Genomic DNA, 19,315 nt, shown 5'->3' on the forward strand with positions numbered 1-19,315 from the left:
AATACTTAGGAATGAATGGAAATATGCAAACTAAGCCACAAATGGAACATAAAATGATGATGGTAACGGCAAATGGATTAAATGTGAGAGCGAAAGCTTCTAAGGATTCAAGCAAATTAGGAATTTTGCCAAAAGGAACAAAAATAACTGTTTTATCAAAAGAAGGAAACTGGTCTAAAATCTCATTCAATGGTAAAACAGGTTATGTAAGTTCACACTATTTAAAATAATGTAATTAGTATAGTACTGTATTATTGATTTGTCAAATAATGTAGAAAATATATTAGACACTTTCAACTCTTTGAAAGTGTCTATTTTTTTGAGTTTTAATTTAAAATATCTACTAAAGTGGAGTCACCTGTATGAACAGCAGTTTGAGCTAAAGTACTATTTTCATTAATAGTTTTGAAAATAGAGTTTGAAGAATTACTAGAAGAAAAATAATCTTCAATCTTAGATTTAGCTCTGTAAAGAAATACATAAATATTATTGAAAAGTCCATATAGTTGACCATTTTTTTGAAGCTTACATTTGATTTTTAAAGTAAGTTCATCTAAAGATGTTTCTGTAGAGGATTTATTATATGATTGCTGTTGAATCTCTGTCATTAAATCTACTATATCATCTGTTTCCGTAGTAGATAGTGCTATATCATGATTTTCAAGAGTTGAGTTTACCGTATTAGAAACATCAGAACCTTGAATTATATCATTTTCAATAATAGCGAAAACCATGCTAAGTCGAGTTTGGCTGATGTCCTCTGAAGAAGATATTTTAAGAATAAGGTCCATTAAAGAGATCGATAGTTTGATTTTTTCTGGCGCAATTGTTTTACCTGTGCAATTCTCATATGCAAGAATTATGCTAGGAAAAGAATATAAACCACTAATTTGTGAAGGCGAGGCAATAACAGCGTTAAGATTATCTATGCCACTAGTGATTAGAGCATTAGATAATAGATAATTAGTTATATATGTTAAGTTGATTGTTTTAATATTTATGCCACCTTCATTTGTAGGCTGTACATAAGCACAAGATAAATGCTTGTTTTCTGTAGTGTTTTTTAAAAGATTCCTATATGGAATTAAATCATTTTCTTTAATATTAAGTAGAGTATATGTATCGGAAGATGGGTTAAAAAAATCTAAGATTTCTTTTTGTTGATTAGAATTGATATTTTTACCAATGGTAATAGTATTTAAAGAGGATGCAAAGGAGTATAGTGAGGGAATTATAAAAATAAAAATGAATATAGTAAGAATTGCTGTAATAGTTCGCTGTGTAGTCATATAGTATTCTCGCTTTCATAAATCTTATTAAAATTATTATATATTTGAAATGTGGCAAATTAATGTTAAAGGACAATAATTTTAAATAAAATAGAAAATTGGTTTAAATTTAAAGAAAAGAAATAGCTGGGTTTATTGAATTTATATGGGGTGGAAAGTATAATTATATATTATAATACTAAGAAAAATTTTACTAAAGATAAGACGTGTTGGAGGGATAAAAGTGAAGAAGAGGAAATTAGTTACACTTGTAACTAGTGCAGTTGTTACTACAGTGGCGATAATTCCATCTGTAACATCAATGGCTGCTACTACTAGTACATCTACAAATACAAAGACAAATCCAGATTATAAAATAGATAAGAGTTCACATGAAGTACATTCATATATAGGTAAAGGAGTTGTTTCATTCCCAAGCAGTGGATTTACCGATATGATGAGTTCACCAACATGGTATTCAAATGTTACTGGACAAGCAAATGATGAAGTAAGGATTAATATAATACAAAGTAAAGATGGATGGTATCAAATAGAAACATCAGATAATAAGATAGGTTGGGTTCCAAATGCAAGATTAATTACAAGTTTAAATAATCAATATATTGGAACTGGTAGAGTGCATCAATATACGGATGTTATGTCTTCTAATACTTGGGATTCAACTGTTTTAGGAACAGTTCCAGCATGTAGTCAAATGAATATAATTGCTGAAATAAATGGATGGTATGAAGTTGCATATAATGGTAATAGCGGCTGGATTCCTTGTTCAAGAATAACTACAGATCTTAATCAAGATAAACCGGTTATAAAAAAAGGCATAGTTGAGTTTTGTCAAATACCATATACGTATATAATGACTGAAGGTAATTGGAATAGTGAACTTGCAGGAGCCTTAGATAATGGAACAGAAATAGATATTGTAGGTAGTGCAAATGGGTGGTATGAAATAAATCATGGAAATATTACAGCGTGGATACCTAAAAATAGAGTTGCTGCAAGCAATGTGGCTAAAGTGAAGTTTGACTTAGGCTATAGTGATGTTATGTCAAAAGCTACTTGGTACAGTAATATCCAAGGAGCTATAAATAATGGGACTTCAGTAAAAGTTATATCAACAAAGGATGGATGGTCACAAATAGTATATGAAAATGATAGAATTGGATGGATATTATCAAGTAGATTAATTAATGAGTAAAGAACATTGTAAAATCGCTATATAGTAGTATTATTGATAATAATTTGGTAGTTGCAACTATTGTAAACTAATAATCATTCAGTTAAAGATATGTTGAATAAATTCTTTGATAGAAATAAATAGGAATATTGTATTTAAATGGAACTGAAAGTATAATTAAATATTGGAATAATAAAATTTTAACTAAAGATAAAAAACATTGGAGGAACAAAAATGAAGAGCAGAAAATTAGTTGCACTTATAACTAGCGCTGTAGTTACTACAGTAGTTATGATTCCATCAGTATCATCATTTGCAGATACTACACAAGGAATACCACAAAAAGCTAATAAAGCTATAGTACAAACAAATATAAATAATAAGACTACAGTGGAAAATAATAAAGTAGTAGAGAATAGTAAAGAAAATAATCAAAAACAAGCAGTAGTAAATAGTAAAGAAAATAATCAAAAGCAAAATGAACAGTTAAAACAACAAGAATTAAATGCCATTATGACAAATACACAAGAAACAGATGGTACAGTACAAAAGGTAGTTATAAGTACAGGAAAAGTAATTAAAACTACAAAAGCTGAAAAAGAAAAAGCTATAGAAACATTTAAAAAGGAAAAATCAGATGTTAGTAAGTTAGATTCAAAGAATGAAGGCTTTTCAGTAACTTTTAGTGGATATGATCATGCAACTTGTTATAACGGAGATAACATACATCAACTGAAGGAGCAAAATAGTTTTGCTTCAAAAACAAATGAAACATTATATAATTATATGCTTAATCCTAATAATAGATGGAATACAGAGAATGAAGCTATAAACTTACACAATGGAAATGGAGCAAATGATTGTGCATTTTTTGTTTCATCAGCATTAAGAGGTATTGGAGTAAGTATACCAACTTCTACAGCTAACTGTTGGACACTACAAGATAATTTATCTAATTTAGGATGGAATCAAAAGTCTAACTTACAAGGAATGCAACCAGGAGATATAGGGTTTGCTGGGCAAGATGGAGATGCTCACACTTATGTGTTTATGGGATGGGCTAATTCAGAGCATACAGTAGCGTGGGTTGCAGATTCACAATGTTGGTGGTTTGGAACAAATATGCATCCAAGAGGATTAGATAGTGGCTTAGATATATCACCTACAGTATTTTATTTTACAGCACCTGGTAATCCAGTTACTGCAAATGTTAATACATCTGCAAATGCAAATCCAGATTACAAATCATATGGGGTAGGGGTTGTAAATGCAAATGTATTAAACGTTAGAAGTGAACCTAATACTAATTGCTCAATTATAGGGAAAGTATATGCAGGAAATTTAGTTCAAATATTAGCACAGAATAATAGTTGGGATACTATTAATTACAATGGGAAAAAAGCTTATGTATATGCTCCATTTATAAATGGTTCAGGACCAAAGCATCCTAATAATATAACTATTACAAATCCAGCACCAGTAATATATAAAAGTCCACAATACACTAGTTTAGGTACAGGCGTTATTAACCAATATACTGATGCTATGGAACATAGTAATTGGGATTGTTCTGTAATTACAACTTTAGATAAAGGAGCAAATGTTACTATAACTGGAGAAGAAAATGGCTGGACTAGAGTTAATTATGAAAAAGGTTCAGTATGGATTCCTTCTAATAGAGTAACTATTTCTGATACTTATAATATTAAAGCTATGTCAGAAATGGGAACTATAAATATGAAGGGTAATCCATTTACTTATTCAAAGAATGAACCAAGTTGGAATGGTTCAGCAACTTATAAACTAAACAATGGAACAGTTGTAAAAATCACTGGTGAAGCTAACGGTTGGTATAGAGTAGTAGCTAATAGTCAAACTCAATGGGTTCCAGAAGGAAGAGTTGTAGTAGGAAAAGTAAATTCAGCAATTGGAACTGGAGTTGTTTCATTCCCTAGTTGTGGATATACAGATGTAATGAGTGAAGGAACTTGGTATTCAAGTGTTGTAGGACAAGCAACTGATAATTCAAATGTTAAAATCTTAGGTGAAAAAGATGGATGGTATAAAGTAGAAACAGCTAAAAATGAAATCGGATGGATACCATACTCAAGAATAATTACAAATTTAAATAAACAATATGTTGGAACAGGTATAGTAAATCAATATACAGATGTTATGACTTATAATACTTGGTATTCAAATGTATTAGGAACAATATCAGCATCTAATAAAGTTAATATAATAACTGAAGTTAATGGATGGTATGAAGTTGCTTATAATGGTAGTACAGGATGGATTCCTTGCTCAAGAATAACTACAGATCTTAATCAAAATAAACAGGTTGTAAAAAAGGGAATAGTGGAATTTTCTAAATTACAATATACTGATTTAATGACTAAGGGAACTTGGTATAGTGATATTGCAGGAGTCCTAAACAATGGAACAGAAGTATCTATTGTTGGTAGCGCAAATGGGTGGTATGAAATAAATTATGGTAACACTACAGCTTGGGTACCAGAAAATAGAATTGTTACAAATCACATATCAAAGGTAAACTTTAATTTAGGATACAGCGATATTATGTCACAAGGTACTTGGTATAGTAAGATTCAAGGTGCTTTAAATAATAATACAGCAGTAAATGTTATTTCAACAAAAGAGGGATGGTCTCAAATAGTTTATGGAAATAATGAAATTGGTTGGATACCATCAAATAGATTAAAATAAAGTACAAAAGCTAGTGTAAGTAATAAAAACTTATACTAGCTTTTTAATTTATAATAAATCTCTAAAAATATTATCTATATTTATTTTTAAATCAGTGAAGACAACACCTCTATAGTATAAATTTCATTGAAATCTGGAATTCCCATTAAAATCACCTCATACTAATTTTTTATTATTTGAAGTATAGCACAAATAATGAAATTTTATAATAGTTTAAGAAGATAGAAGGAGTAATGAGAAAAATAAATAATGATAGTTTCGTATTGACAACAGATTTTTCCTTATGTAAAATGGAAATAAAAGGAAATTAAATTTGTAAGAGGGTAAGAGCATTAAGACAGTAATATTTAAAATGAGAGGTTAGGGGAAAGAGATGTTTTTTAGCAAAAAGAAAATGATTACACTAGGAGTATTAGCTACAATATTAGCAGGGAATTTAACAGGAATTGATGCATTGGCTAAGGGAAAGAGAGATGAGGTACTAGACTTTAAGAATATTTTAAATGCTAGTGCAAGTCCAATAGAAGAAATCCATGGAGATTATTCAACTAATAAGTTTAATAATTTCTCAGATATGGGAGCATGGCATGGATATTATCAACCAGATAAAGGAGCTAAGAATCTATACGGAGGATTTGCAGGTCCAGTTATTATAGGAGAAGAGTATCCAGTAAACCTAGGAGACACTATAAGTAAGATAGGAATTACAGATAGTAAAACTAAAAAGAAATATGATTTAACAAAGGCAAAAGTGGATTTTGCTTATTATCCAGGAAAATTAGTTCAAGTATATGAATTAGAAGATTTAGACTTAAAATTAGAGTTGATTTTTGCAACTAATAGAACTGCTTTAATAAAAACCGAAATAGTAAACAAGACTAAGAATAATCTAAATTTAAAATTAGAGTGGACAGGAAATATTTTTAGTAGATATAAATATGGTAAGACAGATATAGATTTAGGACATTCTTTAAAGGCTACAAAAGATGGTGTACAAGTAGAATTCTCAGATGTAAGAAATACATGGAACTACATGTCTAGTAAAGAAAATAAATTTACAGTGAAATATGATGATGATGTAAAAACAACTATTAAAGGAAAAGAATATGTATCAGAGCTAGAGGAAGAGGTAGTGATAAAGCCAGGGAAAACTTTTGATACTGCATCTACACAAACTTTCACTTTTACTAGTGAAGAATTAAAGGCTGAAAATAAAAAGGATATCTTAGATGATGTAGATGATTATTTTGAAGAAAATAATGAAAGATGGAATGAGTATTTAGATAAAACTTTTGAAGATGGAAATTCAAAAAAGAATATAGAATATAAAAATGCAGCAGTTAAGAGTATGCTAACTTTAAATACAAACTGGAGAAGTGCAGCAGGAGCTATAAAGCATGATGGGATTATTCCATCTATGTCTTATAAATGGTTTATAGGAATGTGGGCATGGGATTCATGGAAACAAGCAGTTGCAACAGCTAACTTTAATGGAGATCTTGCACAAGATAATATAAGAGCATTATTTGATTATCAGATAACAAAGAATGATGATTTAAGACCACAGGATTCAGGAGCAATTATAGATGCTATTTTCTATAATAAAGATTCAGATAGAAATGGAGACGGTGGAAACTGGAATGAAAGAAATTCTAAGCCAGCACTTGCAGCATGGTCAGTATGGAATGTTTATAAGGAGACAGGCGATAAGGAATTCTTAAAAGAAATGTATCCAAAACTTGTTGATTATCATAACTGGTGGTACACAAATAGAGATCATGATAAAAATGGTGTAGCTGAATATGGTGGAATGGTTCATAGACTACATTATAAATATGATGAAAAGGGAAATGTGATTAAAGATAAAGATGGAAAACCTACATTAGATGAAGATGAAATTATCTTAGCAGCTGCTTGGGAAAGTGGAATGGATAATGCAATAAGATTTGATGTAGAAGATAAAGATGGAAATAGACAAGTTGAAGTTTTAGAAAATAAAGATAAGGACGGAAAGACACTTGGATATTCTATAAATCAAGAATCAGTAGATTTAAATGCTTATTTATATGCAGAAAAAGGCTTCTTAAATCAGATGGCTAAAGAGTTAGGAAATAAAACAGATGCAAAAAAATATGAAAAAGAGGCAGAAAGCTTACAAAAATATATAAATGAAAATATGTATGATAAAGAAACAGGATTCTTCTATGATTTACAATTTAAGAAAGATGGAAGTAAGAATCTTTTAGATGAAAGAGGAATGGGACCAGAAGGATGGATACCATTATGGGCTAAGGTAGCAACTAAAAAACAAGGTAAAAAAGTTGTAGAAAGTATGATGAATTCTGAAAAGTTTAATACATTAGTACCATTAGGAACAGCATCAAAAGACAATGCAGGCTTTAATGCAAGTAAATATTGGAGAGGGCCAGTATGGTTAGATCAAGCTTTATATGGAGTTGAAGCACTACAAAATTATGGATATAAAAAAGAAGCAGAAGCAATGGCTAAAAAGTTATTTAATAATGCAGATGGAGTAATGGGAGATAAGGCAATAAGAGAAAATTATAATCCTTTAACTGGAGATGGACTGCATACTGCAAACTTTAGTTGGTCAGCATCAGCTTATTATTTAATGTATCAAAATACGCTACAAGGAAATGAAACAACATCACAAGATGCTTTTAAAATAAAAAATAAATAGAAAATAGGTATAAAAAAAGCGCCTATCCAATCAAGAAAAGAGAGTGATTGGATGGACGTTTTTTTGTTTGATTTTAAAGTTCTACGATACTAGTTAAATTTACATAGTTTGCAAGAACTACTTCATCATCTCCAGCTGGTATTGTTACAGTGAATGATATTTTTAAACGATCTTCATCACAATCATCAACAATTACAACCATGCTTCCATTTGCAACAAATGATTCTAAGTTATCAAGGCTTTCAATATCTTGACATCCGAAGTCTTGTAATTTATCTCTTAAGTCTAGTAGACTCATTTCCTTACCAATTAATTCTGCTTTCATTTCTTTTAATAAACCTTTTTTCATATTAAACGACCTACCTTTAACTTTTATTTACTCCATCTTGAGTTATTTATTTACAGTATTTCTATTTCCTATAATTAATTGTAAGGCAATAAAATATCGGTGTCAAAAATATTGGGAAATATATACATTGAATAAATTGTTAAATAAAAAGAATAATTATGCAAAATTATTGGAATATCGTGCATTAAAAGCTATCTATTTCTAGAGAAGTTTTTATGTTGTGCAAAATTATACAAAGAGATAAAGAGAAAATTTCTGTTATAATAAAACAGTAAAAGGGTAATAATTACAAATAAATAAATTTAAGGAAGAGTGGGACGAGAATGTTAAGAATAAGTGGAAACGTAGGTTTTTTTATAGTAATTATATGTTTAGTAATTTATGAAGTATTTAGGTTTGTTTATAAAAGAAAAGATAGAGGATTAAAAGAGATAATAGTAAATTCTTTATTTAAGATATATTTAGCTCTTGTAGCTTCAAAGGTTTATTTTCCTATGGTTATTGGCTTTGGAGAAAACTTGAAATTTAATTTACCTAAGATATGGTTAAGGCCTTTATGGAGTATAAAGCAATATATTATAAGTGGTGGAATGGAAAATTGTATTTATTTAGTTGTAGGAAATATATTATTGTTAGTTCCATTTGGAATCTTTTTAGGGTATTACTACAATAGAAATTTAAAAGAAATTACTATAATGTGTTTATTAATCAGTACATTTATAGAAGCAACACAGCTAATAATATCTTTAGTTATACCAAATACTATGAGGTTTTTTGAAATAAATGACATAATCTTAAATACACTAGGTGGAGTGATAGGTTATGTACTATATAAAGGAATTGTAGAGGGCAACTGGGCTTTAAGAAAGAGAAGAGCCTAAAGTCATTTGCATAAAGAACCTTTAGTAGGCTAAAATAAAAATATAGATATAGAGTTAAAGGAAGTGAGTAAATGGAATACGGAGAGTTTTTTGGAAGTATAGAAGATAAGAAAATTTTTAATACGACTGGTATTTGTAATGAAAAGAAGCATTATATGGTTAATATAGATTCTAAGTTGAAAAAGATTGTAAAGCTTGTTCAGGAAGAAAAATATTTTGTAATAAATAGACCTAGACAATATGGAAAAACTACAACATTAAATAAATTAGATAAGATTTTAAGAAGTAGATATGTTGTTATAAAAATAAATTTTGAAGGTATGGACTCTGAATTTGAAAATGAAAAACGCTTTTGTAAAAGATTAATTGAAGAGTTTGAAAATGAATTGAAAATAGAACTCGAAAAAGTGGATTCTATTTATTTATTATCAAAGTTAATTCAAAAAATAAGTTTAGATAAAGAAATAGTTTTAATTATTGATGAAGTTGATAGAGCTTCAAATAATGAACTGTTTTTAGAGTTCTTAGGAATGCTTAGAGCATTATATTTAGCTAGAGAAATGGATGACAAAAAGACCTTTAAAGCAGTTATATTAGCAGGAGTTCATGATATAAAAAATCTAAAGCTTAAATTTAGAGAAGAAAAAGAAATAAGATATAATTCACCATGGAATATAGCAGCAGACTTTAAGGTGGACATGAGTTTTAACGAAAAAGAAATAGAAAGTATGATTATAGAGTATGCTGAAGAAAATAAATTAAATATAGATACTGAAAAAATAAGTAAAGAGATTTATAAATTTACATCAGGGTATCCATTTTTAGTGTCTAGGATTTGTAAGATTATTGATGAAGATATTTTAAAAGATAAAAATACCATATGGAAAGAAATACACATTCAAAGAGCCGTAAAAATAATTCTTGAGGAGAATAATACACTTTTTGATGATTTAATAAAAAATATTCAAAATAACAAGGAGCTGAGAGAGTATCTATATAATATTTTAGTATTAAATACACCTTCTATATTTAATATAGATAATCCGGTAATAAGCCTTGGATTTATGTATGGATATTTAGATAAAGATGAAGATAATAATGTTGTTATCTCAAATAGAATTATAAAAGAAAGAATTTATAATAATCTTATTTCCAGAGTTGAAACAAGGTTATAAAGAAGTTTAGATATCTGAAAAATGAAAATGAGTTTATAGATATTTAAAGTAAGGAAAGCACTTATCTAATCAAAATGAATTGTTTAGATAAGTGCTTTTATTATTTATTTGTGTTTTGTATTTAGTATACGTAAAAATTAGTATATTAATGATGTGATGGAAAGACATTAATAGATAATATACGAAATATATTAAAAAAAATTAAAGTATTAGTTGAAGGTAGGATGGAATAAATATAATAAAATTGAAAAGAAAAAAAGTATGAATGAAGTATGATAATATAACTTTGCATTAAAAATAGCAATAGAAGAAGTAGTAGTAGGGGGAAAAATGAAAATTTTAAAAAGAATAATAATGACAATATTACTTATAGTAATATGGCCTATAGGGCTAATTTTTTTAGTAAAATCTAAAATAGGAATTAAGAAAAAAATAATTATAGGGGTAATTACGTTTATAATATTTTTAGTGTTTTGGGGAGCACAGTTTTTAATGAAATATATGGAGGTAAAAGAAGAAGCACAATATATGACGATGCAAAATAAATATATTGATAATGTTATAAATACTTCAGTAGAAAATATAAAAGGGTATGATAAAAATAAAATATATAGTTCAAATAAAGTTATAAATTATTTAGCGAATGCATACGTGTATACAATTAATGGAGAAAATAAAATAGCAGATGCAATACAAGATAAAATTGATAATAAAATATCAGAAAAAGATTTTGTGAAAATAATAAATAATGAGGATAGAATATTAACTACATTTAGTGATGGGGCAGAAGAATTATGGCACAGTGGATATTTAAGTAAAAGTGATAAATATAGAAGTTCTATTGTTAGTGATTCAATTGATGTATTAATAGATATAAATAAGAATTTTATAATAGAGGGAATAAACTCGGATACAATAAAAGATTTTGATGTAAAAACAGGGGAAGTCAGTAAGATAATGAAAAATGTTATAAATAATTAAACTAAGAAATAGTAATAGGTTTTAGATTAATATAAAAAAGATTAAAGGAGTTTCCATGTGGGAATTCCTTTAATTTATATAGAATGATTTACGTTGTTTGAATATATTGAACTTAATTTTATGTTGAATTTTATATTTGAGATATAGAGAAATCATTTTTTAAAATACTTGAAATTTAGTTAATTTAGAATTATAAGGATACAAAATATGAAAAAAAATACAATTTGTAATATAATGGATATATAAAGGTTTTGGATTGTGAGGGGGAAGAAAATGAAGTTAGATGAACTAGTTAATAAATATTATGGAAAACTAAATGAAAATGACATATATATTTGGAATTATATAGTTAAGAATAAAAAAGAGTGTATGTTTTTAACTATAGACCAGATAGCAGTTAAGTGTAATGTATCTAGGACAACTATTCTTAGATTTGCACAAAAGATTTCTTTGAAGGGATATAGCGAGCTTAAGGTCTATTTAAAGTGGGAAAATGAGGAGTGTATAGATACAGATTTAAATTATTCAGAGATTATAAATAATGATATTACAAAGTTTATTGGAGATTTTAAACAGAAGGATTTTACGAATATTTGTAGTTTAATCCATGGATCAAAGAATGTATTTGTTTATAGTTCTGGAGCACTTCAACAGAATGTTGCTATGGAGATGAAAAGAATCTTTGGCTTAAATGGAAAGTATTTTTTTGACATTCAGGGTGAAACGGAAGCAAAGATTATGTCTAATAAAGTTACTCCAGATGATTTAATGATACTTATATCTGTTTCAGGTGAAGCTGAAAGTATGGTTCAGATAGGAAAGTTATTTCGTGTAAAGGGCGTTCCTATAATTTCTATAACGAGAATGAAGAATAATGATTTAGCTAAAATAAGTGATGAAAATTTATATATAAATACTTCGATACTAGATGTAAATACATATTTACAGTATGAAACTGTAAGTTTATTTTTTGTTTTAATTGAGATGTTATTTTTAGAGTATTGTACTTATAAGAAGAGTTTAGATAAGAAGGAATAGGGAAGAAATCATAGTTTGATTATAAATTGGACTATGATTTTTTTGTGTGGTAATTTTCATAGATTTTGTGAAAAAATTCTATATAGAGATAAAAATTTCTAAATCCCCTTAAATTGTTGGAAACGTTTTTATAAAATGGTAAAATTTTACTCATAAAGATTAAGGGGGGATTTGCGGTTATGATGCAAAAGATTCAAAGATTTGGAGGCGCAATGTTTACGCCGGTATTATTGTTTGCTTTTTCAGGAATTATGGTGGGATTTGCAATATTATTTAAGAATCCAGCAATAATGGGAAGCTTAGCTTCTGAAGGGTCTACATGGGTTAATATGTGGAGTTTAATTGAAGAAGGAGCATGGACAGTCTTTAGACAATTACCATTATTATTTGTTGTTGGACTACCTGTAAGTTTAGCTAAGAAACAACAAGCTCGTGCTTGTATGGAAGCTATTGTTGTTTATTTAATGTTTAACTATTTCTTAAGTGCAATATTAAATATGTGGGGACCAACTTTTGGAGTTGATTTTGCTCAAGAGGTTGGAGGAACATCAGGACTTGCATTAATTGCAGGAATTAAAACTTTAGATATGGGAATGATTGGTGCAATCGCTATATCCGGTATTGTTGTTTATATTCATAATAAATATTTTGACGTGGAACTTCCGGAGTTCTTAGGAACATTTAGAGGATCTTCTTTCGTTGTTATGATTGCATTTTTTGTTATGATTCCAGTAGCATTTTTAGCAGCATTAGTGTGGCCAAAAGTACAAGTTGTTATCGGCTCACTGCAAGGATTCTTTACTTCATCAGGAGTTATAGGAGTATGGATGTATACTTTCTTAGAAAGAATACTTATTCCAACTGGTTTACATCACTTTATTTATTCACCATTCGTATTTGATTCAGTAGCAGTTCAAGGTGGAATAAATGCATATTGGGCAACTCACTTAGGTGAATTTGCAAACTCAACTCAAAGTTTAAGAGAACTTTTCCCAGCAGGTGGTTTTGCATTACATGGAATGTCAAAAGTATTTGGATGTACAGGTATTGCTTTAGCAATTTACTCAACTGCAAAATCAAACAAGAAAAAAATTGTAGCAGGATTACTTATTCCAGCAGCATTAACAGCAGTTGTAGCAGGAATTACTGAGCCATTAGAGTTTACATTCTTATTCGTAGCACCAATTTTATTTGTGGTACATGCTTTATTAGCAGCAACTCTTTCAGCAGTAGCTTTTGCTTTAGGAGTTTCAGGAAACTTTGGTTCAGGACTTATAGAGTGGGCAGCTTTAAACTGGATTCCGTTATTTAGTAATCATGCAATGACTTATGTAATTCAAGTAGTAGTAGGATTAGTTTTCACAGGAATATATTTTGTAGTATTTAGATTCTTAATTTTAAAATTTGATTTTAAAACTCCAGGTAGAGAAGATGATGAAGAAGAAACTAAGCTTTTCACTAAGAAAGATTATAAGGAAAAGAAAGCAGGCGGCAATATAAATAATGAAAAGGCAAAAAGCTTTTTACAAGGTTTAGGTGGAGCAGAAAATATTGTAGATATTAGTAACTGCGCAACAAGACTTAGATTGTCTGTTAAGGATGAAACATTATTAGAAAAAGACGATTATTTTAAAAGAGCAGGAGCTCATGGAGTAGTTAGAAATGGAAAAGCTATACAAGTTATAGTTGGATTAAGTGTTGCCTCTGTAAGAGATGAATTTGAAAGAGAGGTTGAAAAGGAGCTAGAAAAAAATACAAAGTAACTGGAGGATGTTATGAAAGAGAGTATTACATTAAAAGAATATAAGGTTTTAGATACAAGTGTCATTATCTTTATGTTGTTTCCATTTTTATTTTTAGCATATATCTATTTTATAGGAAGTGGAGATATTATAGGATTTATTTCAAAGAATCCTAAGGTAACTATAAGTTTTATAGGAGCTATGATAGTTCCATTTGTAGGGATAGGTTTAAAAAATATTAAGAAGATGCTTATTAACGAAAAGTTAGATGTGGCTTTAGTTAGCTTAATTTTACTTTTACTATCACAGATTTTTTTCTTTAATATTATTGGAATTGTAGCTATTGGATTTTTAAGTTTTAAGATAGGAAAAAGTAGGGGAATAAAAATAAAGGGAATAGGAGAAAAGGTTAAGGGCGAGTATTCATTTTTTATATTTAATGGAATAATACTATTACTTTCAGTAATGTGCTTTATGTTAAGTTATAGATTATAAAAAATAGTTTATATAAGGAGGTTTATTTTAAGAAAATAAGCCTTCTTATTTTTATTTATAGAGAAAAATTTAGGGCTGTGAAATTTCAACAAGAATGTGAAAGTTTTTTTGAATAGAGAGAGTTACCTAAAGGGCTTTATATTATTGAAAAAGAAAATGCCAAATGTTAACATTTACTTATAGAAAAGATAATAATAAAAAGTGTTTAGGGGGAAGAAGTTTTATGAAGAAGTTTTCAATTGTTATAGCAGGTGGAGGAAGTACATTTACACCAGGAATAGTATTAATGTTATTAGATAACTTAGATAAATTTCCAATAAGAAAAATTAAGTTTTATGATAATGATGAGAAGAGACAAGATGAGGTAGCAAAGGCTTGTGAAATAATTTTAAGAGAAAGAGCAAGCGACATAGAATTTGCATGGTCAACAAATCCTGAAGAAGCATTTACAGATATAGATTTTGTAATGGCTCATATAAGAGTTGGAAAATACGCTATGAGAGAGCTTGATGAAAAGATTCCATTAAAGCATGGTGTTGTAGGACAAGAAACTTGTGGGCCAGGAGGAATGGCATATGGAATGAGATCTATAGGCGGAATGCTTGAAATCATTGATTATATGGAAAAATACTCACCAAATGCTTGGATGTTAAATTACTCTAACCCAGCAGCAATAGTTGCTGAAGCTACTAGAAAATTAAAACCAAATTCTAAGGTTTTAAATATATGTGATATGCCAATAGGAACAGAAAATCATATGGCAGAGATTTTAGGATTAGAATCAAGAAAAGATATGATTGTTAAATATTATGGATTAAATCATTTTGGATGGTGGTCAAGCATTGTAGATAAGCAAGGAAATGACTTAATGCCAAAGTTAAAAGAGTATGTCGCTAAAAATGGATATGCGGTAAATGTAGATGAAAATCAACATGTGGATGCAAGCTGGGATGATACATTTAAAAAAGCAAGAGATGTATATGCAGTAGATCCAACTCACTTACCAAACACATATTTAAAATATTATTTATGTCCTGACTATGTTGTAGAACATTCAGATAAAAACTATACAAGAGCTAATGAAGTTATAGATGGAAGAGAAAAGTTTGTCTTTGGAGAATGTAGAAAGATTGCAGAAAAAGGAACATCAGAAGGTTCAGGTCTTCATATAGATGAACATGCATCATACATTGTAGATTTAGCTAGAGCAATTGCTTTTAATACACAAGAAAGAATGCTTTTAATCGTTGAAAATAAAGGAGCTATATCGAACTTTGATCAAACAGGAATGGTAGAAATTCCATGTATAGTTGGATCTAATGGACCAGAGCCATTATCAATAGGAGAAATTCCAAGATTCCAAAAAGGATTAATGGAACAACAAGTAGCAGTTGAAAAATTAGTTGTAGAAGCATGGGCAGAAAAATCATACCAAAAATTATGGCAAGCACTTACTTTATCAAAAACAGTACCAAGTGCAAAAGTTGCTAAAGATATTTTAGATGACTTAATCGAAGCAAATAGAGAATTCTGGCCAGAATTAAGATAAAAAAATACTGAAGCTATTTTTAAGAAAAGATTTCTATTCTTAAAAGAGAGTTTTAATAGAAAAAGCAGCTTATATAGGCTGCTTTTTTATAATGAGAAATTACTAAAAAAAAGCTATGGATATATTTACATTTATAAAGTAATCCATTTTTTTTATTTAAATGGAAAAAATAAAGTAATAAAAGAAGAGGTTATTTTATAGGAAAGTGTTTATTAAATGCCATATAAAAATAAAAAGTGAAAAATATAGAAATTGTGATATAATTGAAGCAAATATAAAGAAACTAAAGAAAAGGATGTGATTTTATGTCATGTATCATAAGAATAAATTGTCTTTATAAGAAGAATAATCATTACGAAAATAAGTTTAAATTTAATGTTTTTAAAGACGATGAAGGAAAAGAATATGTTGAATGTGTTAATTCAGCTATTATTAGTAGAACAGTAGGGGAAGATATTATAGAATGCGCTAAAGCATTTAATGAGATAAATAAAGATTTAAGAGACAACTATACACCAAAGTTTTCAATTTCTTTAAATAAGATATCACTTAAGTGTAGTTGTTCATGTAAGGATAAGTTTAGAACATTTCCTTATGAATCATTAGAAGATAATACAGAATTAAAGTGTATACTTTGTGGAAATACAGTATCTAATGAAGATTATTTAAAAATAAAAGAATGTTGTATTAAGTTAGAAAATATAAATAAAGAATTACAGAAAAATAGTGAATACACTATATCAGTAGAAATGAGTTATAGACCAGATAATGCATCTATTTGTGCTCATGACTTTAAGGAAGGAAAAGACTTAAAGTTTCATCATCTGTTTTTAATAGAGTACAACTAAAATTATTGTAATAGAAAAAAATGTAATCGTTTCTAAAAGGAAAACTAAGGAGAAGATTGGAGAGAATATTTATGTTTTGTTCAGAATGTGGTGGAATAATAATGGAAAATGAAAAAGTTTGTTCAAGTTGTGGTGCAAAGGTAACAGCACTTGGAAAAACATATGAAAAAGAGTTAAATGATGAAAAAGGTCTTTCTGTAAGAACTTATGCACTTACTGAAGACAAGATAATGTTTAAGCTTGGAGATAAGTATATCTCTTTTCATAAAAATGCAGATAAGACTATTTTATTTAATATGATAGAAAAAATTGGTGAAAACTATGGTGAAGACTTTATTTTCGCTTTAAATAAAGAAGTTAAAAACTTTGAAGGAATGCTACAGTATTTAAATGATGTAGTACTTGAAAGATATTACGGTATTATTGAAATTATAAAAGATAAAGGTGATAAGTGGGGATATAAAGATTTCTCAGAAGTTTATACTGAAAAAGTAAATAAAACAGAATTTAAGATTTATCCAATTATAAATTATCTAAAGGTTAAAAAAGAAGATGGAGATAAAAAGATAGAGGAAGGTCTAGAAAAAAGAAATACTAGAAAAGAATCTAGAGAACTATCTTATGCAGAAGAAAATGATACATCAGGAAAAATAAAAGCAGATGCTAAAAATAAAGCAAGTGGAGCTTTTCACTCTTTAATTAATGGAATAGGAAATGCAAAAACAAATATAGATGTAAAAATAGAGTTGAAAAAAGAATATGATTCTAAAGAGAGAAGAGAAAAAATAAGAAAAGCTATAGAAGATGATATAAAGAATATGGCGGATATAGCAAGGGATTTAATCAATGATAAATATAAAGGTGAAGTATTAAAAAGCCTTTATTCAGAAGAAGATAAGAGTGTAGCTATAGAAAGTTATATTCAGCTTGGAAATAAAGAAACTGATGAAGAGCGCTTAGATTGTATAAGAGAAGTAATCCAAAAATGGGGAGACTTTGAAGGAATATACATAGATACCCTAGCTTTATATCCAAAAGGAATAGATGGATTAGATGAAGTTTTAAAATTCTTTTATTTAGATGGAAAAGAGTTAAAAGCTAAGGCTAAGAAGAGAAAAGATGATATTAAAAAGTTAGAAAAATATTATGGGAAAAAAGCTATGTATATTGGAAAATGCCTAGAGAAAAATAGTGTATTCCAAAAATATAAATTTAAGTTTGATAAAGATTTAAATGAGCAGTTTAAAACAGTATCTAGTAAGCTTAAAAAGAATTTTGCATATATAAATGATAAAGATTTAAAAGAAGATAATTTAAAACTTTCTATATTAGCTTTAGAAAATTATTGCTCTTTAGAAGATGAAGTTCCTTTAGTTTTATATAATTATGAAAGTACATATAAAAATGTAGAAGGAATTTTTATAACTGATAAAAGAGTTTATTATAAGAATAAAGAAGGGGAACCTTCATTTAAAGAAATAAAAGATTTAACTTATAACTCAATTGCATATAGTATAGAAACTAGAAAAATATTTATGGAAAATGAATCTACAGATATTTTTATTGAAAAAGAAGGAGATGGAATAAAGCTAATAGATACATTAACTTATTTTATTATGTTAATAAAATTCTCTTCATCTATAAATGGAAATTATAGCTTTAATGATGAAATAGATTTAAAAATAAAGTTTTATAATGATTATAAAGAAGTAAAAGGTTACGGGGTGGTTGAAGAAAAAAGACTAGAAGAAGCCTTAAAGAAAAATAGTCTTTACCATAAAGTAAAAAATGATTTTAATGGAGATTTAATTCATGATATAAATGTAACTTGGGGCGAAAGAAACTTTAAGAAGCTAATGAATTTAAATTATTTAAAAGATGAAACTAATATGGAAAAGATGAGAGAAAAGCTAGAGAAAGCAAAGGATTCTTATGGTATTACAGAAGGTGAACAAGGTTTAATTCTTTATGATAATACTTTATTAGGAACAGGAAAAGATGGATTCATAATAACTGATATTACAATATCTATAAGAGAAGGACTTCTCTTAAAAACTACAAAGATGAGTTTAGATAAATATACTAAATTTATAATGAGAGAAGATAAGATTATATTTTCAAATGAAACTATCTTAGATTTATCTGGTATTGGAGATAATGACAAAATAGAAGTAAAAAGAATAATGGATATTATTTTAAATCTTATTTTAGTAAGATTATAATTTTTAAGCATCAGAAAGCAAAAATGTTTTCTGGTGTTTTTTTATATTCAAATAAAAATAATTACCAAAATATGGTATAATTATAAAAGATATTATGAAAATAATTAAAGAATTAAATTAAGAAGTTTTGAGACAGAGAGGGAT

Annotated in this window: 15 protein-coding genes; 13 read left to right on the forward strand and 2 right to left on the reverse strand. The window is 28.1% G+C overall.

All coding sequences use genetic code 11. From position 1 onward, the window contains the following. The coding region (locus Q0W06_RS02400; protein WP_297630899.1) for an SH3 domain-containing protein at window positions 1–230 on the forward strand (230 nt) is incomplete at its 5' end. A 96-nt stretch (window positions 231–326) separates the two neighbouring features. On the opposite strand, the gene Q0W06_RS02405 is transcribed toward Q0W06_RS02400, so the two are convergent. Further along, entirely contained in the window at window positions 327–1,289 is a 963-nt protein-coding gene (locus Q0W06_RS02405; protein ID WP_297630902.1) for a DUF1002 domain-containing protein, read from the reverse strand. A gap of 223 nt (window positions 1,290–1,512) precedes the next feature. Between Q0W06_RS02405 and Q0W06_RS02410 the strand changes: the two genes are divergently transcribed. The 3 genes from Q0W06_RS02410 to ygjK all read left to right on the forward strand — a co-directional run bounded on the left by Q0W06_RS02410 (window position 1,513) and on the right by ygjK (window position 7,891). Further along, window positions 1,513–2,484, forward strand: coding sequence for an SH3 domain-containing protein (locus Q0W06_RS02410; RefSeq protein ID WP_297630904.1), 972 nt, complete (start codon window positions 1,513–1,515; stop codon window positions 2,482–2,484). Between the two features lie 213 nt (window positions 2,485–2,697). Then, entirely contained in the window at window positions 2,698–5,190 is a 2,493-nt protein-coding gene (locus Q0W06_RS02415; RefSeq protein WP_297630907.1) for an SH3 domain-containing protein, read from the forward strand. Window positions 5,191–5,563: 373 nt separating this feature from the next. After that, entirely contained in the window at window positions 5,564–7,891 is a 2,328-nt protein-coding gene (gene ygjK / locus Q0W06_RS02420; RefSeq protein ID WP_297630910.1) for an alpha-glucosidase, read from the forward strand. Window positions 7,892–7,964: 73 nt separating this feature from the next. On the opposite strand, the gene Q0W06_RS02425 is transcribed toward ygjK, so the two are convergent. Then, window positions 7,965–8,240 carry a hypothetical protein gene (locus Q0W06_RS02425; RefSeq protein WP_297630913.1) on the reverse strand — a complete coding sequence of 92 codons (276 nt, stop codon included), beginning with the start codon at window positions 8,238–8,240 and terminating at the stop codon, window positions 7,965–7,967. Window positions 8,241–8,563: 323 nt separating this feature from the next. On the opposite strand from Q0W06_RS02425, the gene Q0W06_RS02430 reads away from it, so the two are divergent. The 9 genes from Q0W06_RS02430 (at window position 8,564) to Q0W06_RS02470 (ending at window position 19,171) form a co-directional block, all read left to right on the forward strand. After that, the gene (locus Q0W06_RS02430) at window positions 8,564–9,121 is read left to right on the forward strand and encodes a VanZ family protein (RefSeq protein WP_297630916.1); all 558 of its coding nucleotides are present in this window, start codon (window positions 8,564–8,566) and stop codon (window positions 9,119–9,121) included. Window positions 9,122–9,192: 71 nt separating this feature from the next. Then, a complete protein-coding gene (locus Q0W06_RS02435; protein ID WP_297630919.1) occupies window positions 9,193–10,296 on the forward strand; it encodes an AAA family ATPase in 1,104 nt (367 codons plus the stop codon). Window positions 10,297–10,626: 330 nt separating this feature from the next. After that, a complete protein-coding gene (locus Q0W06_RS02440; RefSeq protein ID WP_297630922.1) occupies window positions 10,627–11,277 on the forward strand; it encodes a hypothetical protein in 651 nt (216 codons plus the stop codon). A 273-nt stretch (window positions 11,278–11,550) separates the two neighbouring features. Then, window positions 11,551–12,315, forward strand: a complete 765-nt coding sequence (locus tag Q0W06_RS02445; RefSeq protein ID WP_297630924.1) for a MurR/RpiR family transcriptional regulator — start codon at window positions 11,551–11,553, stop codon at window positions 12,313–12,315. A 179-nt stretch (window positions 12,316–12,494) separates the two neighbouring features. After that, the gene (locus Q0W06_RS02450) at window positions 12,495–14,078 is read left to right on the forward strand and encodes an alpha-glucoside-specific PTS transporter subunit IIBC (RefSeq protein WP_297630927.1); all 1,584 of its coding nucleotides are present in this window, start codon (window positions 12,495–12,497) and stop codon (window positions 14,076–14,078) included. Between the two features lie 12 nt (window positions 14,079–14,090). Further along, a complete protein-coding gene (locus Q0W06_RS02455; protein WP_297630929.1) occupies window positions 14,091–14,552 on the forward strand; it encodes a hypothetical protein in 462 nt (153 codons plus the stop codon). A gap of 223 nt (window positions 14,553–14,775) precedes the next feature. Continuing rightward, window positions 14,776–16,101: a 6-phospho-alpha-glucosidase gene (locus Q0W06_RS02460; RefSeq protein WP_297630931.1), complete on the forward strand. Its 1,326-nt coding sequence runs from the start codon at window positions 14,776–14,778 to the stop codon at window positions 16,099–16,101. A gap of 305 nt (window positions 16,102–16,406) precedes the next feature. After that, window positions 16,407–16,949, forward strand: coding sequence for a hypothetical protein (locus tag Q0W06_RS02465; protein WP_297630934.1), 543 nt, complete (start codon window positions 16,407–16,409; stop codon window positions 16,947–16,949). Window positions 16,950–17,020: 71 nt separating this feature from the next. Further along, window positions 17,021–19,171: a hypothetical protein gene (locus Q0W06_RS02470; RefSeq protein ID WP_297630936.1), complete on the forward strand. Its 2,151-nt coding sequence runs from the start codon at window positions 17,021–17,023 to the stop codon at window positions 19,169–19,171. Window positions 19,172–19,315 lie beyond the last annotated feature (144 nt).

The sequence above is a fragment of the uncultured Clostridium sp. genome, from assembly GCF_947072515.1.
Lineage (GTDB): Bacteria > Bacillota > Clostridia > Clostridiales > Clostridiaceae > Clostridium.